Source organism: Spongisporangium articulatum (genome assembly GCF_044465595.1).
Taxonomy (GTDB): Bacteria; Actinomycetota; Actinomycetes; order Actinomycetales; family Kineosporiaceae; genus Spongisporangium; species Spongisporangium articulatum.
This window is the reverse complement of sequence record NZ_JBITLV010000002.1, coordinates 477063-499852: the sequence shown is the minus strand read 5'-3', so window position 1 is coordinate 499852 and position 22790 is coordinate 477063. Positions and strand designations below refer to the sequence as shown.

Genomic DNA, 22790 nt, shown 5'->3' with positions numbered 1-22790 from the left:
TCGTCCCACGAGCGCGGACCACGTCCGCCCACCGCTCTCCCTCTACATGAGCCGGGTGACCGCCACCGAGACGAACAGGGCCGAATCCGTCGAACCGGTGTAGATGCCCTTCAGCGGGGTCACGTCGTTGTAGTCGCGGCCCCGGGCCACGGTCACGTGGTCCTGCGCCACCGGGGTGACGCTGGTCGGGTCGAACGGGACCCACTCCCCCGCCCACCACTCGATCCAGGCGTGGCTCTGCCCCTCGACGGTCTCGCCGACCTCGGCGCCGGCCTTCGGGTGCAGGTACCCCGACACGTACCGGGTGGGGATGCCCAACCCGCGCAGCGCACCGATCGACAGGTGCGCGAAGTCCTGGCAGACGCCCTTGCGGTGCTCCCAGACGTCGGCCGCCGTCGCCGTCACGTGCGTCGAGCCCGGCACGTACTCCAGCTTGGAACGGAGCATGTCGCACACCGCGCGGGCGGCGGCGTCCGGCGCGAGGTCCCCGGCGGCGTCCCGGGCCAAGTCGACGACCTCCTCGTGCGGCTCGCTGCGCGCGGTCTGCACCAGGTACTCGGCGTGCGTGTCGAGCACGGACGGCGCCCGCAGCGCCTCCCAGCCCAGCCCTCGCGGAGCGGGGGGCGGGTCCTGCAGTTCGACCGTGCTGCTGCTGATCACCGCCAGTTCCTCGTGCGGCACCAGGACGTCGAACGCGGTCACCTGGGTGCCCCAGTAGTCGCGGTAGGAGTACGTCCACGTCACCGGCTCGACCGTGATCCGGGCGGCCAGCACCGACTGGTTGCCGGTGTTCACCGGGGTCATCCGGGCCTCGTTGTAGGAGGCGGCGACGGACTCGTCGTACCGGAACCCGGTGCGGTGCACGACGCGCAGGCGGGCCAGACTCATACGAGCTCCTCACTCCAGGCCGACTCGTGCCAGGCCATCGCGGCCGTGCGCGGGAAGAACCGGTTGGCGATCGCGTCGCTGGCCACCGAGCACGCCTGCTGGACGCGCTCCATCTCCTCGGGCAGATCGCGCAGGATGTCCTCCACCGAGCGGTACTCCAGACCGGTGCGGGCCCGGCCCAGGTTGCGACGGGCCCGGTCGCTGACGCCGCCCCGGTCGGCCCCGGGCAGCAGTTCCTCGAGCCGGTCCTCCGCCTGCTGCAGCGCGTGCCGGACCGACCGCGGGAAGAGGCGGTCCAGCAGCAGGAACTCGGCCGCGTGCTCGTCGCTGGCCAGCCCCCGGTAGGTGCGGACGTAACTCTCGTAGGCACCGCAGGAACGCAGCAGCGTGACCCAGGCGGGCGCCGTCCCGCTGATCGACGACGTAGCCACCAGCCGGGCGGTCATGTCGGCCCGCTCGATGCTGCGCCCGAGCACCATGAACCGCCACGCGTCGTCGCGGCTCATCGTCGCGTCCGCGATGCCGCCGACCAGCGTCGCCCGCTCGATGACCCAGTTGAAGAAGCTGTGCGGCGACGTGGCGCGACGGCGGGCCGGGTTGATCCCGATCCAGCTCATGTTGATCGACTCCCACATCTGCAGGGAGACGACTTCCCGTGCCCGGCGGGCGTTCTCACGGCACGCGGCGAGCGAGCCGATGATCGAGCTCGGGTTGTTACGGTCGAAGGCGAGGCGTTCCAGCACCGTCGTCCGGTCGACGGTGTCGGGCAGCGGGACCGTCCCCTCCGGGTCACCGCTCGCGTCGATCAGGCCCATGACGGACAGCAGCGCCCGGCAGGCCTCCTCCTCGTCGATGCCCGGGTCCTCCAGCAGCAGCTGCAGGTGGACGTCGAGGATGCGCGCGGTGTCGTCGGCGCGCTCCAGGTAGCGGCCGATCCAGAAGAGCGACTCGGCGATGCGACTGAGCATCTACTCCCCCTGCCCCTGGCTCTGGCCCTGACCTTGGCTCTGGCTCTGGCTCTGGCTCTGGCTCTGGCTCTGGCCACCGGTGACCTGCTGCTGCTGGTGCTGCTGGCCCTGGAAGTCGGGCTCCGGCGGCTGGTCGGGCTGGTGCAGCGGGACGGCGACCACGGGCGGGTGCGGCGTCGGCACCGGCGCCTCCACGGTCTCGGTGGTCGAGAGGATCCAGGTGTCCTTGGAGCCCCCGCCCTGCGAGCTGTTCACCACCAGCTGCCCCTCGGGCAGCGCCACCCGGGTCAGGCCGCCGGGCAGCACCCACACCTTGTTGCCGTCGTTGACGGCGAACGGGCGCAGGTCGACGTGCCGCGGGCGCAGCTCCCCATCGATCAGCGTCGGGACGGTGGAGAGCATGACCATCGGCTGGGCGATCCAGCCCCGAGGCTTCTCCAGCAGCGTCTTGCGGACCTTCTCCAGCTGCTCCTTGGTGGCTCGCGGGCCGATGGTCAGGCCCTTGCCGCCCGCCCCGTCGACGGGCTTCGTGACGAGCTGGTCGAGGTTGTCCAGCGCATAGGCCAGGTCGTCGGGCTCGTCCAGCCGGTACGTCGGGACGTTCTTCAGGATCGGCTCCTGGCCCAGGTAGAACCGGACCAGGTCGGGGACGTACGTGTAGACGAGCTTGTCGTCGGCGACCCCGTTGCCCACGGCGTTCGCGATGGTCACGTGGCCTGCGCGCGCGGCGTTGACCAGGCCGGGGCAGCCGAGCATCGAGTCGGCCCGGAACTGCACCGGGTCGAGGAAGTCGTCGTCCACCCGGCGGTAGATCACGTCGACCGGGCGCTCCCCGGCCGTGGTCCGCATCCGTACCCGTCCGCCGCTGCAGATCAGGTCGCGGCCCTCGACCAGCTCGACGCCCATCGTGCGGGCCAGCAGCGAGTGCTCGAAGTAGGCGGAGTTGTAGATGCCGGGGGTCAGGACGACGACCGTCGGGTCGCTGACCCCGGGCGGCGCCGCCGCGCGCAGCGCCTGGAGCAGCTTGACGGGATAGTCGGCCACCGGGCGGATCCGTTGGGTCGCGAACGCCTCGGGGAAGATCGTGGTGATCGCCCGCCGGTTGGCCAACACGTAGCTGACCCCGGACGGGATCCGCACGTTGTCCTCCAGGACCCGGAACTCGCCCTGCTCGTCGCGGATCAGGTCGATGCCGGCCACGTGGATGCGCACCCCGTTGGGGGGCTCCAGCCCGGCCGCGACCCGCATGAAGTCGGGGGACGACGTGATGACCCGCCGCGGGATGACCCCCGCGGCGATCGCCTCCTGTGGCCCGTACAGGTCGGCCAGGAACGCCTCCAGTGCGCGGACCCGCTGGGCCACGCCGGCCTCGACGACCGCCCACTCCTGCGCGCTGATCACCCGCGGGACGATGTCGAACGGGAACGGCCGCTCCTCGCCCTGCAGGTCGAACGTGACGCCCTGGTCGAGGTACGTCCGGGCGAGGGTGTCGGCCCGCTGACCGAGCTCCTCGCCGGTGAGCCGCTGCAGCGTGCCGTGCATCGCCCGGTAGGGCTCCCGGGGCTGATCGATGTCCGCCAGCATCTCGTCCCAGGCCGAGCCCAAGCGATACTCGCTGAACAGATCCGTCATGGGGCGAACGGTAACCGCCGGTGGTAACCACGTCATTACGTGGAGGCCGTGATCTGCGCTGTTACCAGCAGGTTTCCTGGGTGACCGAACGCGGCGGTCGGGGTGACCTCCCGTGACTGGTATCGTTACCCGCTGACTGTGCTGGGCCCAGCTCTGAACTGGAGCCCGGATGCCCGAAATACCCCGAAAGCAATCGAAGCAGAGAGATCTCCGTGGCGAACATCAAGTCCCAGAAGAAGCGCATCCTCACCAACGAGAAGGCGCGTCTGCGTAACAAGGCCGTCAAGTCCGAGCTGAAGACCGCGGTCCGCGCCGTGCGCGAGTCGGTCGCCGCCGGTGACGCCGAGGCCACCAAGGCGGCGCTCGCGACCGCGTCGAAGAAGCTCGACAAGGCCGCCAGCAAGGGCGTCATCCACAAGAACCAGGCCGCGAACCGCAAGTCGGCGCTGGCCAAGCAGGCCGCCGCTCTCTGAGCCAGTCGCTATACGTCAGGCCCGGTGTCCTCACGGCACCGGGCCTTTCGTCGTATCCGGAAACGCCGGTTGAGCCGCGCCCCCGTGGCTGCGGTGTGACACCGCGACCGCCTGGCGAGCGCGGTGCCACACAGTGCTCACCAGGAGCCGCCCACCGCACGGTTGCTGTGTGACGTTGCAGCCGTCTAGTGGGCGTGACGTCACACCGCACCCGACGGTCGCCGGGCTACTCAGCGCCGGACGATCCGTGGGCGCACCGGTGGTCGCTCGGGCGAACTCCCACGCGAGGCGACGTCGAGCACCAACCGCTCGACCGCATAGACCGCGTCGCGCCCGCCGCCCTTGACCATCGTGTCGGCATCGGCGAGGGCGCTGACCGCCCGGGCCAGCGCGTCGTCGTCCCAGCCGTTCAGCTCGCGCCGGGCCCGGTCGATCTGCCAGGGCGCCATGCCGAGTTGCTTGGCCAGGCTCGCGCTGCTGCCCCGCCCGGCCGAGGACACCTTGGCCAACCCCCGGACCTTCATCGCCACCGCGGCGACCAGGGGGACCGGGTCGGCGCCGGTGGCCAGCGCGTGCCGCAGCAGTACCAGCGCCTCCTCGGCGTGACCGGCCACGGCGGCGTCGGCCACCTTGAACCCGGTGACCTCGACGCGCCCGCCGAGGTACTTCTCGACCTCGGTCACCTCGATCCGGGCGCCCTCGTCGGCATCCGAGGCCAGCTGCGCGCACGCGGCGGCCAGCTCGCGCAGGTCGCTGCCGACGGCGTCGACGATGGCGCGCACGGCGGCGCCGGTGACCTTGCGGTTCGCGCGGCGGAACTCGTTGTTGGCGAACTCGACCTTCTCGTCGTCCCGCGTGATCGGGGTGCAGGCCGCCTCGGGGGCGCCCGCCTTGCGGCAGGCCTCGACCAGTGGGCGGGCCCGGGTGATGCCGGTGTGCCGGACGACGACGCACGCGTCGGGCGAGGGCTCGTTGAGGTAGGCGAGCAGGTCGGCGTGCAGGGCCTCGTTGGTCTGCTCGACGCCCTCGAGCACCACCACTCGCAGGCCGCCGAACAGCGACGGGCTGGTACTCACCGCCAGCCGGCCGGCCGGGTAGGCGGCGGCCTCGAGGCGCTCGATCTCGACCTCGGGGTCGGCGGCGCGGGCCTTGGCCAGGACGGCGGCCGTGGCCCGGTCGGCCAGCAGTCCTTCGGCCCCGACCACCAGGACGACGGGCGCCGGTTCGAGCGCGTCGGGCGCCATGACCGGGTTGCCGGCCTTCTTCGTCGCGGTCGTCTTCGCCGTCCGGGTCGCCACGGGTCTCAGCCTAGGCCGTCCCGCCGACAGCCCGGCTGGCCTAGGGTGATCAGCGGACGGACGGGGCAGAGGGGACTGACGGTGGACGAGCGGTGGGAGGCGGTCCGCGACCGCATCCGTTCGGAACTGGAGACGCTTGGCCTGCCCGAGGCTCTCGTCATCAGCGAGCCTCCGGCGTACGGTCCGGTTCCCCGGACGGTCTGGTGGCAGTTCTGGCGCAGTAGCAAGCCTGAACAGCTGCCGGGGGTCTTCGTGCAGTTCGGTCAGTTCTGGGCTGAGGATCTCATGTGCGAGTTCGTCGGCAGCACTGTCATCGGCGGCTCGTATCCGATGTCCGCGCAACAACACGAGCAGTTACGACAGCTCGGTTGGTTGACCCCCGAGGATCCGCAGTACCGGGAGGCCATCGGCAAGGGCGTGCCGAATTACGCGATGCGCCCGCACCCCGTCGAGGTCGAGAGAGTCTCGGCCATCGCGGCGGAATCGCTGTCCCTGTTCGTCGCCGACCCGACAGTCCTCGCCTATGAGCGGGTCAGTTAGGTCGGCAGGAGGCACAGGAGACTGCGGTGCCGGCGACCCGGTCGACTCAGCGCGACGGCCGAACCAGGTCTTGAACAACGCGCGCCGCCTCATGAGCGCCGCGGGACCGGTACAACCCTTCGCGCGCCGAGGCGAGCACGTACATGACGCAGCCGTCGGGCGTGGGCAGCAGGTAGACGTTGATTGCGGCTCGATTGAGATGCCACAATCCGACGCCCATCTCGCCGGACACCAGCCTCGCCTCCGCCGTCCGTGCCGGCACGATCGAACCTCCCGACCAGCCGCGCTCTATCAACTCATGCCGACCGCGTGTCCTCCGGTCAAGGATCTCCCTGGCAACCTTCTGCGGCGATCTTGGCAGCTCGAGTCGAATCAAGCAGCGGTCGATTCGGGGAGCCCCGGTCAGGACGGGGTTGTAGGCGAGAGGCGGATACTCCAGACCCAGAGACTCGAGTTCCGGCGAGTCGGCCTCTCGCGCAGACAGGTCGGCCCCGCCCATCAGTCGGGAGAGCAGCCCCAGACGTACCGCCACGGCGACCGCAACCAGAGCGGCCAACACGTAGACGGCTGCAGGCATGTCCAGATCACCCCTTCCGGACGACCGAGGTGGACAAGAGTTCGGCGAAGGCACGGAAGACGGCCGTGGACGTCGTGGGGGCCAGAGCCGGGGCCTCGACATCGGTCGCCAACTCGTACAACCCCTGTGCACCGTCCAGGACGGTCATCGTCCACTGGCCGCCCGTCGGCGCGGCCGGCCCGGTGGCCACCTGTACCTGCCACAGCCGGTCGCAGCCCAGTTCGGCGAGGGCCCGGGACCGGGCGACCTGGTCGTCGCCGAGCAGGGCCTCGACGAAATCGACCGGCAAGCGGGCGGATTCGCGCCACTCGACCTTGCGCGGCCCGAGACCGACGATGCGCGACAACAGCGCGGGCACCCGGTCGGTCGGCAGCTCGGCGAGAGTGCTCTGTTCGCCGTCGTCAGGCCCGAGCACCAAGGTCCAGTCGGGCGCGGCCCACAACCGGTGCACCTGCTCCTGGTCGGGCGACCGGTCGACCCTCACGGCCAGGGTCAGCACCGCGGCGCCGACGGGCGCGAGCAAGGCGTGCACCCGCGGGTCGGCCAACAGCTCCTGCACCGAAGCCGACACCTCGACCGTCGGGTCGACGGTCGCATCCAGGAGCGACTCCAGCTCAGTGGTGCCGGCCTGCAGCGACCGCGCCTCGGCGTCCAGCGTCGTCATCACTGTCCCTCCCCCGCGAACGTCACGCCGTCGGCTATCTCCGCGAGCACGTCAACGTTGTTCGCGTAGTTCGCCGTACCGACTGATGCGGTGAGCGTGTAGCCGACCCCGCCTCGAACGGTGAACCACTGTTCCATCGTCACCGCGGCCCCGCCGGGTGCCACGTGGTGGGCCAGCCGCCGCCCGCCGTCCGCACCGGCGAAGGGCCGCCGTTCGAGGTCGATCAGCTGGTACTCGGCAAGGGCGGCGGGCAGAGCCCGGTCGGTCGTCGCCTGCCAGTCCCGGAAGTTCAGGTTCAGCGCGTCGGCCGTGACGACCAGGCTGGCGCGGAAGTCACCGGTCGGTGGTTCGAGCGCGACCAGGGCGACCCCGGCCCCAGGGTCGACGCGCACCTCCCACCCGGCGGGAACTGGTAGGGACAGGCCCGTGCCGGGGTGAACGACTCGTGTCAGCACAGTGCCCTCAGTCCCAGAACGTGATGGCCTCGGCGACGTCGCCACCGACCCCGACCAACTTGTCGCCGACCCAGCCGCCGGCCGCCGAACCCGCGAAGCCGCCGACGATGCCGCCGACCGCGCCCCCGATGACGGTTCCGGGGCCCGGGGCGATCATCGACCCGATCGCCGCGCCGGCCGAGCCTCCTGCGTAGGCTCCGCCCCAGGCTCCGGCCCCGGTGGTCACGGCCTGCGTGGTCGCCCGCCCGATCCGCTCATCGGTGCCCAGCGACGGATCGTCCGAGTCCGTCACCCACTGGTCGTAACCGGCGGCGGCACCGGCGACGACGGTCCCGACCCGGCCGACCCATTTCCCGCCGGTGCTCCACCGCCCGCGCACGACACTCTTGCCCGGCTCGGCGCGCCAGTTCTTGTCGCCCATCGAGTACTTGAACCGCTCGGCGGCGGTCAGCCCCTTGGGGCTCATCACTCGGCCGTCCGGCCCGATCGGCTGGAACCGGCCGTACTTCGCCTTCGTCATCCAGTCGGCGCCCATCCCGGCCCCGGTACCGACAGCACCGAGCGCCCACAGGGACAGAGCGGGCGTCCCGCCCGAGCTGGGCGGTTGGAAACCAAGTCCCTGCAACAGTTTCGCCAGCCAGCCGTCGCCGGCGGCCTGCTCCAGCGCGTCGCCCAGGGCGTCGTGCGCCGACTGCTCCTGGGCCCGCGCCGTCTCGACCATCCCGGCGATCCGGGTCCACTGCGCCTTCAACTCGTCGAACGCCTGCAGCTGCGCCGGGGTGGCGTTGGTGATGCCGTCGCGCAGGGCGGCCGTCTCGACGATCGCCTGATCCGTGACCTGGAGCCCGGCGGCCCGCGCGGCGTCCTTGGCGGCCTCCATCGACAGTTGGACGTTGCGCAGCTGAGTTCCGAAGACGCCCAACGCGTCGGCGGCTGGGCGCACGTGCTGCTGGAGGTCGTCGAGGTCGGTGACCCACGTCTCGACCTTCGCGCGGAACCGGTCGCCCGCATCCCCTTCCCAGGCCGCGATGCTGCGGCTGCGCTGCTGGCGCACGTCCGCCCCAACCGTGGCCAATGCATCGGCCACCGACAGCACCTCGTCGGCCGCGGTCCAACAGGCCTCGGGCGAGCCGAACACCCGCACGTCGATCACGGCCCGACCTCGATACTGTTGACCGTGCCGTCGTTGGCGTCTTCGGCCTTCTGGTACGTGTCGGCCGAGGTGCCCGTGTCGTTCCCCATGGACAGCAACTTTTCGGCCACCCCGTCGAGCGCCGCCGCCAGCGCACGGAAGGCCCCGGCGACCTCGTTGCTGGAGGCCCCGGCATCAGGTGTGACCGCCAGCACCGGCACCGCCGAGCCGAGCTGCGCCGCGCTGTCCACCAGCTCCTGACCGATCTGCAGCAGCGCCGCCGTGTCGGCGTCGAACCCATCCCCCATGCGCCAAACGTACAAAAGGGCTCAGTCGTGCGGAAGCCGATGACGGCGGCGTCACAGGTCACGCGCTCGCGACGAGCCGCAACGAGCCGGCCGCGGCAGTGACGGACAGGTCGCCCTGGGTGTCTGTGCGGCCGACCACCAGGCGCGCGCGAGCCAGCATCGCGAGCGCCTTGGGTGACGGGTGGCCGTAGTCGTTGCCCGCGCCGACGCCGATCAGCGCGATGCGCGCACCGAGCGCCCGGTAGAGGTCCTCGGTCTGGTTGGCGGACCCGTGGTGGGCGACCACGACGACCTCGGCGGGCCCGACACCGGTGCGCAGGAGTTCGCGCTGCGCCTCGGGTTCCACGTCCCCGAGGGCCGTCACCCGCACGCCGCCCACGACGGCCTGGACGACGACGCTCGCGTTGTTCACGACCGCACCGTCGGGTTCGGCCCGGGACGTCTGCGCGGCGAGCGCCCCCGCGGGCGTCGGGTCCGGCGTGCGGACCGACCAGGTCACCGAGCGTCCCCGCTCACCGGCCGTCCCGGACATCGGGGCCGTGACGGCCACGGGGGCCCGGTCACCGAGCAGGCGCCGCACCGAGCGAGCCTGCCCGGCGGGCAACGGCAACGGGCTGACCAGCACCGGCGGCCGGCCCCGACCGCGTAGCGCCCCGGCCAGCCCGCCCACGTGGTCGGCGTGGAAGTGGGTGAGCACCACCAGGTCGAGCACGCGCACCCCGGCGCGGCGCAGGCAGCCGTCCATCAGGTCGGGGTCGGGGCCGGCATCGACGACGACCGCACGGTGCGCACCGCTGCGCAGCAGCGTCGCGGAGCCCTGACCGACCGCGCACTGCACGACCAGCCAGTCGTCCGGGACGCCGGGCCGCAGCCGGTCGGTACCCGGCACCGGGAGGCCGCCGTGGGTGACCGCCACGACGACCACGACCCCGGTGGCCCAGGTCAGCCCCGAGCGCAGCGGCCGCCGGGACCGGGCGGCGACGACGAGCCCGACGACGGTCAGGGTCACCAGGAGCAGCAGGCCCCCGACGCCCTCGGGCCACGGCAGCGCGGCCCCGGGCAGATCGGCGGCCCGGCGCGCGACGACGGTGATCCACCACGTCGCGAGGCCGCCGCACCAGGCCGGCCCCTGCGCGCCCCACGGCCAGACCGGGGCCACCAGGGCGGTCAGCACCCCGAACACGGTCGCCGGGGCGACCGCCGGTTCGGCCAGCACGTTGGCCGGGACGCTGACCAGGCTGATCGTCGGGTTGATCAGCACGGTTACGGGGGCCGTGACGAGCTGCGCGGCCAGCGGCACGGACAGGGCCGCGAACACCGCCGTCCGCCAACGACTCTCGGCCCGGCCGACCTCGGCCAGCCGGCGGTCCCGGCGCCGCAGCCAGGCCGGGGCCAGCAGCAGCAGGGCACCGGTGGCCAGGACCGACAGCGCGAAGCCGAAGCTGCGGGCCAGCCACGGGTCCCACAGCAGCAGTGCGGTGGCCGCGCTCAACAGCGCCGGCACACCGACCCCACGGCGGCTGAGCAGCAGCCCGGTCACGGTCACCGCCCCCATCGCCGCGGCCCGCACGACGCTGGGTTCCGGCCGGGCCAGGACCACGAAGCCGACGATGGCCAACAGGGTTCCGGCCACCCGCCCGCGACGTCCCACCCCGGCCAGCGCCAGCACCGCCACCACCGCACCCGCCGTGATGGTGACGTTGGCCCCGGAGACGGCCGTGAGATGTGTGAGCCCGGCCGTCTGCAGGTCCTCGCGCAGGTCGTCCGGCAGGTTCGAGGTGTCGCCCACGACGAGCCCGGGCAGCAGCCCGCCCGCGTCGCGCGGCAGTCCGGCACAGGCCGCGCGCAGCCCGGCGCGCAACCGCTCCGCCACCCGCCAGGGCCACGAGCCGGCGTCCACGACCACCGGTGGGCCACGGACCTTGAGCACGCCCTGCGGCCGTTCCCCCGCCTCGGTCGCGGCGAGCCGGCCGGTCGACCGGACGATCTCGCCCACGCTCACCCTCGACCAGGCCGGGTCGGCCAGGACCACCAGCTCCGCCCGGCTCGCGGCGGGGACGCCGTGCCGCACGACCTGCCGGGCGACGATCCGCAGCAACCAGCGCTGCGCGCCGGGCCGGGCCGGGAAGGTCGAGGCGAGACGCTGCGGGTCGGCACTGACCCGCCCGACCACCGTCACCGACGCTCCCTCGGCCGCGGCGGCCGTGATCGGGTCGCCCGCCCGGACCTCCTGGTGCGCACCGGTCACCAGCAGCACCGCACCGACCGCGGCGACGACCGGCACCGCCACCCAGGCCCACCGGTGCCGGACGATCGACAGCCCGAGGGCGATCAGGGCCACCGGTCCGAGCCCGATGAACAGCGGCCCCGCGGGCTGCGTGACCGCCCACCAGGCCGTCACCCACGCGGCGACCGTCAGGGGCAGCAACCGGAGGTCGGGCGGCGAGACCGGCTCCATCGCTGCTACACCCGGACCAGCGGCCGGAGCTTCTCCAGCGTGGCGTCGCCGATGCCCTGCACGTCGCCGAGCTCGTCGACCGAGGCGAAACGGCCGTGCTGCTGCCGCCATTCGAGGATGCGTTGGGCCAGCACCGGCCCGACCCCCGGCAACCCGTCGAGCTGCTCGAGCGTCGCCGCGTTGAGGTCGACCACCGACCCGGCCGAGCCGACGGAACCGGCGGAGCCCGCCGCGCCCGTCGTCCCGCCCGAGGCGGTTCCGGCCGGCGCACCGCACGCCCCGGCGGGCGGGTCCTCCCCCGGCTTCGTCAGGTACAGCTGCTCTCCGTCGACCACCGGCCGGGCCAGGTTGACCGCCGCCAGGTCGGCCGCCTCGGTGGCCCCGCCGGCGGCCTGCACCGCGTCCTCGACCCGGGCTCCGCCGGGCAGTGACACCACCCCCGGCTTCTTCACCTGCCCGACCACGTACACCCGTAACGCGGCGGACGACGCGGTCGCGGCAGCCGGGGAAGCGACCGCCGCGACCGGTGCAGCACCCGGCGACCCCGACGCCGGCAGCGCCGACGAGACCCCGGACACCAGCGGTCCGGCGTCACTCACCGTCGCAGGTGACGACCGGGCGAGGAGCACCACGACCAGCACGACGGCGCCGACGGCGAGCGCGGCGGGCAACGCCAGTGCCGAGACCCGGTCGAGCCCGAACCGGGGCCCGACCACGGGCCCTCGGCTCAGCGGAAGAGCCTGCCGGGCAGGCGGTTCCGGCTTCCACGGGTCAGGTTCTTCGAGGCTGGAATCTCCGAACTGCATGCCGCGACGCTAGGGCCGCGACCGGCCACCGGACCGCGTGCCGACGAGAACCTGGGGACAACCCCGGCGTCGTGCCGGATGTGGACGGCGCGACGAACGCGCCACCGCACCGTCAGGGGCAACCAGGGGCACTCACGGACGAGGCGAGACGACCACACCGACGGTGCCCGGCCCGACGTGCGCCCCGACGACCGCGCCGACCTCGCTGACGGCGATCTCCCCGACGCCGGGGACGGCCTCCCGCAGCCGGGCGGCGACCTCCTCGGCGCGGTCGGGGGCGTCCAGGTGGTGCACCGCCAGCTCGGCGGGGTGCTCGCGCGCGTCCTGCGCGGCGACCTCGACGAGCCGGTCGAGGGCCCGGGCCGTCGTCCGCACCCGGTCCAGGGCCTCGAGGCGCCCGTCCACCAGGTGCAGCAGCGGTTTGATGGTCAGCGCCGACCCGAGCAGGGCCTGCGCGGCGCCGATCCGGCCACCGCGGCGCAGGTACTCCAGCGTGTCGACGTACATGTAGATCGACGAGTGCAGCGAGCGCCGGCGAGCAGCCGAGGCCACCTCCTCCGGCGAAGCTCCGGCGGCGGCCGCGCGGGCGGCGTCCAGCACTCCGAAACCCATTCCCATGCCGAGGCTTCGGGAGTCGACGACCTCGACCTGCAGGCCGGTGGCCTCCAGCTCGCGGGCGGCCGTGCGGGCGGCGTCCACCGTGCCCGACATGTCACCGGACATGTGCACCGACACCACGGCCGAGGCCCCTTCGCGGCGCAGCTGCTCGTAGGTGTCGACGAACGCCTGGGCGGACGGGCGCGACGTCGTGACCCGCAGGTCGGCCTTCAGGGCGCGGGCGACGCGTTCACTGCTGATCTCGACACCTTCGGCGTAGGAACGCCCGTCGAAGATCACCTGCAGCGGGACGACCGTGATGTGCAGGTCGTCGGCCGCCTTGTCCGGCAGGTAGGCGGTGGAGTCGGTCACCACGGCGATGTGGCGTCTTTGCGGCGACATGGTGAACAAATCTAGCCCAGCGCGAATCAGCCCGGAACGACGTTCACCAGCTTCGGCGCGCGCACGATCACCGTACGGATGCCCTTGTCGCCCAGCGCAGCCTTCACCGCGTCGCTGGCCAGCGCCTTCTCGCGCAGCTCGTCCTCGGAGATGCCGGGGGCGACCTCCAGCCGGTCCCGGACCTTTCCCGCCACTTGGACGACGCAGGTCACCGACTCCTCGACCAGCAGGCTCTCGTCCACGGCCGGCCACCCGGCCAGCGCCACGGCCGGCTGGTGCCCCAGCCGCGCCCACATCTCCTCGGCCGTGTAGGGCGCGACCAGCGACAGCACGACGGCCACCGCCTCGACGGCCTCGCGCACCGCCGGGTCCGCGCCGCCCACCCCCGAGTCGATCGCCTTGCGGGTGACGTTGACCAGCTCCATCACCTTGGCGATGGCCACGTTGAACTTGAAACCCTCGATCAGCTGGGCACTCTCGTGCAGGGTGCGGTGGGTGACCCGGCGCAGGGCGACATCCCCGGTGCTGAAATCGACTCCGGGAGAGGAGGTCACGTCCCCGGACAGGCGCCACGCGCGGGACAGGAAGCGCGCCGAGCCGTGCGGCGAGACGTCCGCCCAGTCGATGTCGTCCTCGGGCGGGCCGGCGAAGGCCATCGTCAGGCGCACCGCGTCGACGCCGTGCTCGGCCAGCTGCTCGCTCAGCCGCACCAGGTTGCCCTTGGACTTGCTCATCGCCGAGCCGCCCATCAGCACCATGCCCTGGTTCAGCAGCCGGGCGAACGGCTCGACGACCGGCACCATGCCCAGGTCGTACAGCACCTTGGTGAAGAACCGCGCGTACAGCAGGTGCAGGATCGCGTGGGTGACGCCGCCGACGTACTGCGCGACCGGCATCCAGCGCTGCACCTCGGCCTTGTCGAACGGCACGTCGGTGGCGTCCGGGGAGATGTAGCGCAGGAAGTACCAGGACGAGTCGACGAACGTGTCCATGGTGTCGGTGTCCCGCATGGCCGGGCCGCCGCAGGTCGGGCAGTCGACGTTCACCCAGTCGCTGGCCGCCGCCAGGGGCGACTGCCCCTTCGGCTTCAGGTCCAGACCCTCGGCCGGGGGCAGTTCGACGGGCAGCTGGTCGTCGGGAACCGCCACCTCACCGCACGTGTCGCAGTGGATGATCGGGATCGGCGTGCCCCAGTACCGCTGCCGCGAGATCAGCCAGTCGCGCAGCCGGTAGTTGGTGGCCGCCTTGCCCAGGCCGTCACCGGCCAGCTGCGCGATGATCGCCGCGATGCCCTCGGCCTTCGTCATGCCGTCCAGCGGGCCCGAGTTCACCAGGACGCCGTCCCCCGCGGTGGCCTCGAAGGTCTCGGCCGGGTCAGGCAGGGGCGCGCCGTCGTCGCCCAGCACCGAGACGACGGTGCGCACCGGCAGGTCGAACTGCTTGGCGAAGTCCAGGTCGCGCTGGTCGTGGGCGGGCACGGCCATGATCGCGCCGTGGCCGTAGTCGGCCAGCACGTAGTCGGCCGCGTAGACCGGCAGCCGCTCGCCGTTGACCGGGTTGATCGCGTACCGCTCCAGGAACACGCCCGTCTTCGGTCGCTCCGACGACAGCCGGTCGATCTCGGTGGTCGCCTTCACCTGGTCCAGGTAGGCCCCGAAGGCGTCACGAACGGACGGCGACGCCTCGGCGGCCAGCTCGGCGGCCAGGTCGGAGTCGGCCGCCACCACGAAGAACGTCGCGCCGTACAGGGTGTCGGGGCGGGTCGTGTAGATCGTGACCGGCTCGACCCGGCCCTCGATCTCGAACACGACGTCGGCCCCGGACGAGCGCCCGATCCAGTTGCGCTGCATGGTCAGGACCTTGTCCGGCCACGCGCCCCGCAGCTGGTTCATGTCGTCCAGCAGCCGGTCGGCGTACTCGGTGATCTTGAAGTACCACTGGGTCAGCTTCTTCTTGGTGACCGCGGTGCCGCAGCGCTCGCAGTGCCCGTCGACGACCTGCTCGTTGGCCAGCACGGTCTGGTCCTTCGGGCACCAGTTGACCGAACTCGGCTTGCGGTAGGCCAGGCCGTTCTCGAACAGCCGCAGGAACAGCCACTGGTTCCACTTGTAGTACTCGGGGTCGCAGGTCTGCAGCACCCGGTCCCAGTCGAACGAGCAGGCGTAGCGGCGCATCGACGCCCTCTGCTGCGCGATGTTGTCGTAGGTCCACCCGCGCGGGTCCAGACCCCGGGTGATGGCGGCGTTCTCGGCGGGCAGGCCGAACGCGTCCCACCCGATCGGGTGCATCACGTTGAAGCCGCGCTGCACCCAGTACCGGGCCACGACGTCGCCCAGCGCGTACGCCTCGGCGTGACCCATGTGCAGGTCGCCGGAGGGGTACGGGAACATGTCCAGGATGTACTTCGTCGGCCGCGGGTCGTCCGGGCGGCCGCTGCGGAAGGGCGCCAGCTCGTCCCACACCGGCAGCCACTTCTCCTGCACGGCGTGCACGTCGTAGCGGTCACCGTCCTGCGCGGCGGTGTCTACCTGGGTCTCGGTCATCGTTCTTCCTGGTCCGTGAGGTCTGCGGGCTGGTCTCGGTCGAGTCCGGAAACGAAAAAACCCCTCGCATGGAGGGGTGCCGCGTCGACGGGGCCGCTTCGGGAGCGGCCGACGTCAGCGCGGCTCGCTAAGGAGCAGGCCGGTCAGCACGAGCTCAGGTTATCCCACGGCCGGGGGACGACGTGCGCCGACGCCCCCGCGCACCTCACCGTGATCTCTGGCCCGCTCGGGCCCCGGGTGGGCACGGTGTGACATCGCGGTCGCCGGGTGAGCGCTGTGTGACACCGTGCCCACCCGCCGGCCGCGGCGGCACGTCCGATCAGGTGTCGGACGACGAACCGCCGGCCGTCGTCCCGCTCGGCTCGTCCGCACCCCCGTCGCCGCGGCCGCCCGCGATCTCGTCCTCGGCCTGCATCCGCGCCGCGGCCCGGCGCTTGAGCGAACGGCGCAGCGCCAGGTCCTGCTCGGCACGGTGCAGCAGGCCGTCGAGGTCGTCGCCGTCCCACGGCACGAGGGTCGCGGACCCGACCGACACCTTGCCCTGCCAGGCCCCGCGCGGCAGGTCCTCGGTCTGGGCCAGGTGGGCACGCACGCGACGTTCCATCTCCAGCGGCGAGACGCCGGTGCCCGGGCCGAGCAGCACGAACTCGTCGCCGCCCCAGCGGGCGACGACATCCGTCGTCCGGACCCCGCCGTTCAGGGCGGCGGCCACGGCCAGCAGCACCTCGTCGCCCTCGCCGACGCCGTGCTGCTCGTTCACGTCGCGCAGGGTGTCGACGTCGACGACCAGGCAGTGCACGGCCTCACCCTGCCGGCGGGCCAGGTCGATCATGGGCCGGGCGAACATCATCAGGCCCTTGCGGTTGGCCAGCCCGGTGAGCGGGTCACGCACCGACTGCTCGAGCAGGTTCCGGTGGGCCTCGACCAGGGCGACCGCGGACGTGGCCCGGGCCCGGCGCACCGCGATGGCCAGCGCGCAGGAGGCGAGCAGCAGCAGCCCGAGGTGGGTCCAGCTGGTGACGAACGCGCTCGTCGTCCCGTCGTCCGAGGTGCCGCGCACGCCGTCCAGCGCCATCGCGACCAGCCAGCCGGCGCCGCAGCCGGCCATCACGGCCATGAACAGGGTGCGCGAGGTGACCAGCACCGAGGCGGAGGCCGCCAGCACGAGTTCTGCGGCCGGCCACGGGTGACCGATGAGGCCGACCCGGGCGGTGGCGGCCGCCACGGCGATCAGGGGGACGGCGGTGGCGAAGGCCTCACGCCGCCAGCGCGGCAGCCGCCGGGTGGCCGACATGAACGCCAGCGCCGCGAGCACGACCGCCACCGCGCCGTCCACCAGCACCAGCCAGGGCCGGTTCGGGACGTCGGGCAGCGTCAGCGAGAGCACGGCCAGCAGGGCGTGCACGGCGGCGAACCCTCCGCACAGCCGGGGTAGGCCCACGGTGGCGGGATCGTCGGCGGTCGGAGCGAGGGCGGCAGATGTCACGTCAGTCTGGATCGGCGGCGACCGGGTGAACCTTGACCCCGATCGTCGCGCACCCCGGCGTGCCGACCCAAAGCACAGAAATCGGCGCCGACGGGCCGGAAATTCTGTGCTTTGGGTCGGCACGCCCGTTGAATGGGCCGGGTGACGAACACCGCCTGCCCCTGCGGCTCCGGCCAGGTGCACGCCGACTGCTGCGGCCGGTTCCACGCCGGCGCGGCGCAGGCTCCGACGGCCGAGGCGCTGATGCGGTCGCGGTACAGCGCCTTCGCCCTCGGCGACTCCGCCTACCTGCTCGCCACCTGGCACCCCGACACCCGCCCCGCGGTCCTCGACCTCGACGAGGCCCTGACCTGGACCGGGCTGGAGATCCTGGCGACCACCCAGGGCGGGGTCTTCGACAACACCGGCACCGTCGAGTTCACCGCGCGCTACAGCAGCCGGGGCCGCTCCGGCGTACAGCGCGAGCTCAGCCGCTTCGTCCGGGACGACGGCCGTTGGCTCTACGTCGAGCCCGCCTGACGCATGGCCGGGAAGTCGTACGGGGTCGGATCCCTGCCCATCCGGAAGGTGGTGCGCGCGCCCGATGCTCCCGAGCCGGACGGCGGGTGGCCGGCGTCGGTCGCGGCCGTCGGGCAGGTGCTGCGCGACGGTTTGCCCTTGAGCCCGGCGACCGTGCTCGTCGGCGAGAACGGCTCCGGGAAGTCGACGCTGATCGAGGGCATCGCCCTCGCCTACGGGCTGTCGCGAGAAGGGGGATCGACGGGCGCCCGACACAGCACGCGGGAGAGCGAGTCCGGCCTGCACCGGCAGCTCCAGCTCGTGCGCGGCGCCCTGGCCTCGAAGTGGGGCTTCTTCCTGCGGGCCGAGACGATGCACGGCTTCTTCACCTATCTCGAAGAGAACCCGGGTCGACGCGGGGACTCGCCCTTCCACGAGATGTCCCACGGTGAGTCGTTCCTCGAGGTTCTGCAGACCCGTTTCACCTCACCCGGCCTGTACGTCCTGGACGAGCCGGAATCGGCGCTGTCCTTCGGTGGGTGCCTGGCGCTGATCGGCGTCCTCCACCAGCTCGTCGCGTCCGGGACGGCGCAGGTGTTGATGGCCACCCACTCCCCGGTGCTGGCCGCCCTGCCCGGGGCTCGGATCCTCCAGCTCGACGGCCACGGCCTGCACGAGACCAGGTGGGAGGAGCTCGAGATCGTCGAGCACCACCGCGCGTTCCTGGCCGACCCGCAGCGATACCTGCGCCACGTCACGTAGCTCTGGCCCCCGGGGTTGTCCACAGGCCGGGACCCGGCTGTCGGCGATCGGTGGCAGGCTCGTCCCCGTGACCGAGACGCAGGTGCAGGAACCGCAGCTGGACGACGGGAGCCTCCGGGCGGAGGCGGAGGGTCACCTCCGGCGGCTGGTCGGGCGGGACGACGCGCGGTTGCGCGACGACCAGTGGGTGGCGATCGAGGCGCTGGTGCGCGACCGGCGCCGGGCCCTGGTGGTGCAGCGCACCGGGTGGGGCAAGTCGGCGGTGTACTTCGTGGCCACCGCCATGCTGCGGGCCCGCGGCGCCGGGCCGACCGTCATCGTCTCGCCGTTGCTGGCGCTGATGCGCAACCAGATCGCCGCGGCCGAACGGGCCGGCATCCACGCGGCCACCGTGAACTCGTCGAACCTCGGCGAGTGGGAGGAGATCTACGACCGCATCGCGGCCGGTGCGGTCGACGTCCTGCTCGTCTCGCCCGAGCGCCTGAACAACCCCGACTTCCGCGACCGGGCCCTCCCCCGACTCACCGCGGCCACCGGGCTGGTCGTGGTCGACGAGGCGCACTGCGTCTCCGACTGGGGGCACGACTTCCGGCCCGACTACCGGCGCATCCGCACCCTGCTGGCCGAACTCCCCTCGGGTGTACCGGTTCTGGCCACCACGGCCACCGCCAACGAGCGGGTCACGATGGACGTGGCCGAGCAGCTGTCCGTCTCGGGCGACCGCCGGCTCGACGACGTGCTCGTGCTGCGCGGCGACCTCGACCGCACGTCGCTGCACCTGGCCGTCGTCCCGCTGCCCACCCCGGCCGCCCGGCTCGCCTGGCTGGCCGAGAACCTCGGCGGCCTGCCGGGTTCCGGCATCGTCTACTGCCTGACGGTGGCCGCGACCGAGCAGGTCGCCGAACACCTGCGCGCCCACGGGTACGAGGTGGCCGCCTACTCCGGGCAGACCGCCGAGCCCGACCGGCTGGCCGCGGAGGAGGCGCTGCTGACCAACCGGGTCAAGGCACTGGTCGCCACGTCGGCCCTCGGGATGGGTTTCGACAAGCCGGACCTGGGGTTCGTCGTGCACCTGGGCGCGCCGCCGTCGCCGATCGCCTACTACCAGCAGGTCGGCCGTGCGGGCCGTGGCGTCGAACGGGCGAGCGTGGTGCTGCTGCCCGGCCGCGAGGACCGCGAGGTCTGGGACTACTTCGCCTCACTGGCCTTCCCGGCCGAACACCTGGTCCGGCGCACGCTCGAGGTTCTGGGCGAGGCCGACGGCCCGGTCTCGACGCCGATGCTCGAACCGCGGGTCGACCTGAACCGCACCCGGCTGGAGATGATGCTGAAGGTGCTGGACGTCGACGGCGCGGTCCGCCGTGTCCGTGGCGGGTGGGTGGCCACCGGGCAGCCGTGGGTCTACGACGAGGAGCGCTACGAGCGGGTCACCGCCACCCGCCGGGTCGAGCAACGCTCGATGCTCGACTACGTCACCACGCCGGGCTGCCGGATGGAGCACCTGCGCCGCGCGCTCGACGACCCGGGGGCGGCCCGGTGCGGGCGCTGCGACAACTGCGGCGGCCTGAGCCTGAGCACGTCGGTCGTCGAGGCCGATGCGGAGGCGGCCCGGGCCCGGCTGATGCGGCCGGGCGTCCCGGTGGCCCCCCGGAAGCAGTGGCCGTCGGGGATGGCGGCGCTGAGCGTGGACCTGTCCGGGCGCATCCCGGCCGAGGAGCAGGCCGCCGAGGGCCGGGCCGTCGCGAACGCCACGGACCTGGGCTGGGGTGAGCAGGTGCGGGCGCTGTTCGCCGCCGAAACCCCCGACGGCGAGCTGCCGACCCCGTTGAAGCACGCGATCGTCCAGGTGCTGCGGGAGTGGCGGCCCGAGCCGCGGCCCGACGTGGTCGTGGCGATGGAGTCGTACTCCCACCCGCTGCTCGTGGAGCAGTTGGCCAGCGGGCTGGCCACGTTCCTCGGCATCCCCTTCGCCGCACGCCTGGAGCTGCTGGACCAGTCGCCGCCCCCGTCCGGCGACGCCGAGAGCAACTCGGCCCAGCGCCTGGCCCGGGTCGTCGCCCGCTACCGGCTGGACGCCGCAGACGCCGTGGCGGGCCGCAGCGTGCTGCTGATCGACGACCGCACGCTCACCGGCTGGACCCTGGCCGTCGCGGCCCGGCACCTGCGGCTCGCCGGGGCGACCGCCGTCCACCCGCTCGTCGTCGCCAACGGGTGAGCCGGGCCCGTCGGCCGTTCAGACCGACTCGACCTCGTGGCGGGCCTGCTTGCGCACCTCGCCGACCAGCCGGTCCAGGTAGACCCGGCCGTTGAGGTGGTCGGTCTCGTGCTGGAGGCACCGGGCGATCTCCCCGGAACCGCTGTAGCGCACCGGCTTCCCGAACTGGTCCAGGCCCTCGACGACGGCCTCGGCGGCCCGCCCCGTCGGGTAGTGGTGCCCGGCCACGGACAGGCACCCCTCCATCCCGACGATCTTCTCCTCGGAGAGCTCGACGAGCACGGGGTTGGCCACCACGGCCACCAGTCCCTCGCAGTCCATGACGAAGAGCGCGAGGTCGTTGCCGATCTGGTTGGCCGCGAGGCCCACGCCCTTCGCCTCGTACATCGAGACGAACATCAGGTCGACCAGCTCCCGCAGGGAGTCGTCGAAGCGGGTGACGGGTTCCCCCTTGGTCCGCAGGATCGGGTCCCCGTACTGGCGAATCCGGGCGGGCTTGGGTGCCACCGACGTTCCTCCTGATCACTGCTCCGGGCTTTCCGGAAGGGTAGTGCAGCCCCGCACGAGGCGGCTCAGCCCCGGGCGGCCCGCCCGCCGCGCCGGACGTCGGGCAGGCCGACGTGGCCGCCGAGCCCGGCCGTCAGCCCGGCCAGCTCGGCCACGTACCGCGGGTGCATGGGTACCTCACGCCCGTCGTACAGCCAGTGCAGCAGCCGCGTCGGGTCGAAGCCGCGCGAGCAGAGCCCGCAGGACAGGACGCGCACGGGACGCTTGTGCCGGGTGAATTCGTGCCCGACGGGGCAGAGACCCCGCCACCGGCCGGGCACCGTGGGCGCCGACTCGGGGACGCAGCGACGGCCCGTGCACCCGATGCGCCGGGCCTGGGCCCGCCACACCTCGTCGTGCCCGTGCTCGACGCCGACCAGCGCGTGCGCGATCTCGTGCAGCACGGTGTCACGCACCTCGGCCTCGTCGTGCAGGGCGGTGAGGACCCGGCTGAGACCGATCTGGCGGCGATCCTGGCGGCAGATGCCGGCCCTGGTCTTCGCGTTGTCGAAGACCAGCGACCACCCGAGCAGCCCGTGCCGGGCCATCAGCCCGCGCGCCAGCCGCCCCGCGCTCTCGATCTCCACGACCCATCACCCTTCCGGCCCAACCCGACCCCCTCGACGGGGACGGTAACGCCCACGTCCGACAGTCCCGCCGGGCCGGCGCCCGGGCCGGGCTACAGCCGGCGGGCCGGTCCGTCGATGTTCCGCCCGTGACCCAGCTGGCGACGCTCGCGGCCCTCGGCCAGAACCGACGAGGGCTCGGCATGCTGCCGCCGGTGCACGCGGTCTTCCAGCCGGTGGTGCACCTCGGCGGCCCGCTGGACGGCGCCCTCGACGGCCCGGGCGGGCGCGACGTCGTCGGCTACGAGGCCCTGGCCCGCGGCCCGCACGGCACCGAGTGGGAGTACCCGGCCGCCCTGTTCGCCGACGCCCGCCGCTACGGGGTCGAGGCCGCCCTGGACTGGGAGTGCCGGGGGGTGGCGATGAGCGCCGCCCTGCGGCGGCGCCTGCCCGCGTCCGTCCCCCTGTTCGTCAACGCCGACCCGGCGGGCCTCGACTCGGCCTGCCCCGCCCACCTGGGCACCGTGCTGGAACAGGCCGCGCGCCGGCTGCAGCTGGTGGTCGAGTTCCCGGAACGTGCCCTGCTGGAGACCCCCGACGTCGTCCGGCGCGCCGTCGAGATCGCTCGCGACCGGGGCTGGGGAGTGGCCGTGGACGACGTCGGCGGCGACTCCTCGTCCCTGCCCCTGCTGGCCGGCGTGGAGCCGGACGTGATCAAGCTGGACCTCGGCCTGCTGGAACGGCAGCCCGAGGCGCTGCGGTTCGCCGAGGCCGTCGGGGCGCACGCCCAGGCGACCGGCGCCGTCGTCGTGGCCGAGCGGATCGAGACCCTGGCCGACCTCGACCGGGCCCGGATGCTCGGCGCGACACTCGGCCAGGGCTACCTGCTGGGCCGCCCCGGGCCGCTGCCCGCCGAGCCGGCCCCGCCCCGGCACGAGATCTCCTTCACCCGCTGACGAGGCGGGGCCGTCGAGTT

Annotated in this window: 22 protein-coding genes; 6 read left to right on the top strand and 16 right to left on the bottom strand. The window is 72.9% G+C overall.

All coding sequences use genetic code 11. The annotated features are described in order from the left end of the window. Positions 1-42: 42 nt before the first annotated feature. The 3 genes from ACIB24_RS08540 to ACIB24_RS08530 are packed head-to-tail and all read right to left on the bottom strand — an operon-like array spanning position 43 to position 3488. Positions 43-888, bottom strand: coding sequence for a transglutaminase family protein (locus tag ACIB24_RS08540; protein WP_398278094.1), 846 nt, complete (start codon positions 886-888; stop codon positions 43-45). Further along, complete coding sequence (locus ACIB24_RS08535; protein ID WP_398278091.1) at positions 885-1856, bottom strand: alpha-E domain-containing protein; 972 nt, start codon at positions 1854-1856, stop codon at positions 885-887. The genes ACIB24_RS08540 and ACIB24_RS08535 overlap by 4 nt, the downstream gene beginning before the upstream one ends. Beyond that, entirely contained in the window at positions 1857-3488 is a 1632-nt protein-coding gene (locus tag ACIB24_RS08530) for a circularly permuted type 2 ATP-grasp protein (protein ID WP_398278088.1), read from the bottom strand. A gap of 212 nt (positions 3489-3700) precedes the next feature. On the opposite strand from ACIB24_RS08530, the gene rpsT reads away from it, so the two are divergent. After that, positions 3701-3961 carry a 30S ribosomal protein S20 gene (gene rpsT, locus ACIB24_RS08525; RefSeq protein ID WP_398278085.1) on the top strand — a complete coding sequence of 87 codons (261 nt, stop codon included), beginning with the start codon at positions 3701-3703 and terminating at the stop codon, positions 3959-3961. Positions 3962-4191: 230 nt separating this feature from the next. Here the strand turns inward: rpsT and holA are convergent, their stop codons facing one another. Next, positions 4192-5259, bottom strand: coding sequence for a DNA polymerase III subunit delta (holA, locus tag ACIB24_RS08520; protein ID WP_398278082.1), 1068 nt, complete (start codon positions 5257-5259; stop codon positions 4192-4194). Positions 5260-5340: 81 nt separating this feature from the next. On the opposite strand from holA, the gene ACIB24_RS08515 reads away from it, so the two are divergent. Then, positions 5341-5799 carry a TY-Chap domain-containing protein gene (locus tag ACIB24_RS08515; protein ID WP_398278079.1) on the top strand — a complete coding sequence of 153 codons (459 nt, stop codon included), beginning with the start codon at positions 5341-5343 and terminating at the stop codon, positions 5797-5799. A 46-nt stretch (positions 5800-5845) separates the two neighbouring features. On the opposite strand, the gene ACIB24_RS08510 is transcribed toward ACIB24_RS08515, so the two are convergent. From ACIB24_RS08510 to ACIB24_RS08465, 10 genes are all read right to left on the bottom strand, one after another. Continuing rightward, on the bottom strand, positions 5846-6376 hold the full coding sequence (locus tag ACIB24_RS08510) for a hypothetical protein (RefSeq protein WP_398278076.1): 531 nt from the start codon (positions 6374-6376) through the stop codon (positions 5846-5848). A gap of 7 nt (positions 6377-6383) precedes the next feature. After that, positions 6384-7040: a hypothetical protein gene (locus tag ACIB24_RS08505; protein ID WP_398278073.1), complete on the bottom strand. Its 657-nt coding sequence runs from the start codon at positions 7038-7040 to the stop codon at positions 6384-6386. Further along, on the bottom strand, positions 7040-7432 hold the full coding sequence (locus tag ACIB24_RS08500; RefSeq protein ID WP_398278070.1) for a hypothetical protein: 393 nt from the start codon (positions 7430-7432) through the stop codon (positions 7040-7042). The genes ACIB24_RS08505 and ACIB24_RS08500 overlap by 1 nt, the downstream gene beginning before the upstream one ends. Positions 7433-7502: 70 nt before the next feature. Next, on the bottom strand, positions 7503-8648 hold the full coding sequence (locus ACIB24_RS08495) for a WXG100 family type VII secretion target (protein ID WP_398278067.1): 1146 nt from the start codon (positions 8646-8648) through the stop codon (positions 7503-7505). Then, positions 8645-8935, bottom strand: a complete 291-nt coding sequence (locus ACIB24_RS08490; RefSeq protein WP_398278064.1) for a hypothetical protein — start codon at positions 8933-8935, stop codon at positions 8645-8647. Before ACIB24_RS08490 ends, ACIB24_RS08495 begins: the two co-directional genes overlap by 4 nt. A 58-nt stretch (positions 8936-8993) precedes the next feature. Beyond that, a complete protein-coding gene (locus ACIB24_RS08485; protein ID WP_398278062.1) occupies positions 8994-11393 on the bottom strand; it encodes a ComEC/Rec2 family competence protein in 2400 nt (799 codons plus the stop codon). A 5-nt stretch (positions 11394-11398) separates the two neighbouring features. Further along, the gene (locus ACIB24_RS08480) at positions 11399-12199 is read right to left on the bottom strand and encodes a helix-hairpin-helix domain-containing protein (protein ID WP_398278059.1); all 801 of its coding nucleotides are present in this window, start codon (positions 12197-12199) and stop codon (positions 11399-11401) included. A gap of 132 nt (positions 12200-12331) precedes the next feature. Then, positions 12332-13198, bottom strand: a complete 867-nt coding sequence (locus tag ACIB24_RS08475; protein WP_398278056.1) for a DegV family protein — start codon at positions 13196-13198, stop codon at positions 12332-12334. A gap of 26 nt (positions 13199-13224) precedes the next feature. After that, a complete protein-coding gene (gene leuS, locus ACIB24_RS08470; RefSeq protein WP_398278053.1) occupies positions 13225-15741 on the bottom strand; it encodes a leucine--tRNA ligase in 2517 nt (838 codons plus the stop codon). A 319-nt stretch (positions 15742-16060) separates the two neighbouring features. Beyond that, entirely contained in the window at positions 16061-17227 is a 1167-nt protein-coding gene (locus tag ACIB24_RS08465) for a GGDEF domain-containing protein (RefSeq protein WP_398278050.1), read from the bottom strand. Positions 17228-17359: 132 nt separating this feature from the next. Between ACIB24_RS08465 and ACIB24_RS08460 the strand changes: the two genes are divergently transcribed. The 3 genes from ACIB24_RS08460 to ACIB24_RS08450 all read left to right on the top strand — a co-directional run bounded on the left by ACIB24_RS08460 (position 17360) and on the right by ACIB24_RS08450 (position 20702). Further along, a complete protein-coding gene (locus ACIB24_RS08460; protein ID WP_398278047.1) occupies positions 17360-17746 on the top strand; it encodes a YchJ family protein in 387 nt (128 codons plus the stop codon). Positions 17747-17749: 3 nt separating this feature from the next. Then, a complete protein-coding gene (locus ACIB24_RS08455) occupies positions 17750-18487 on the top strand; it encodes an AAA family ATPase (protein ID WP_398278044.1) in 738 nt (245 codons plus the stop codon). A gap of 67 nt (positions 18488-18554) precedes the next feature. Beyond that, positions 18555-20702, top strand: coding sequence for a RecQ family ATP-dependent DNA helicase (locus tag ACIB24_RS08450; RefSeq protein WP_398278041.1), 2148 nt, complete (start codon positions 18555-18557; stop codon positions 20700-20702). A gap of 18 nt (positions 20703-20720) precedes the next feature. Here the strand turns inward: ACIB24_RS08450 and def are convergent, their stop codons facing one another. Both def and ACIB24_RS08440 read right to left on the bottom strand, forming a co-directional pair. After that, the gene (gene def / locus ACIB24_RS08445; protein ID WP_398278038.1) at positions 20721-21209 is read right to left on the bottom strand and encodes a peptide deformylase; all 489 of its coding nucleotides are present in this window, start codon (positions 21207-21209) and stop codon (positions 20721-20723) included. Positions 21210-21274: 65 nt separating this feature from the next. After that, positions 21275-21835, bottom strand: coding sequence for a SprT-like domain-containing protein (locus tag ACIB24_RS08440; RefSeq protein WP_398278034.1), 561 nt, complete (start codon positions 21833-21835; stop codon positions 21275-21277). Between the two features lie 128 nt (positions 21836-21963). Between ACIB24_RS08440 and ACIB24_RS08435 the strand changes: the two genes are divergently transcribed. Continuing rightward, positions 21964-22770, top strand: a complete 807-nt coding sequence (locus tag ACIB24_RS08435; protein ID WP_398278031.1) for an EAL domain-containing protein — start codon at positions 21964-21966, stop codon at positions 22768-22770. The last annotated feature ends 20 nt before the right edge of the window (positions 22771-22790 follow it).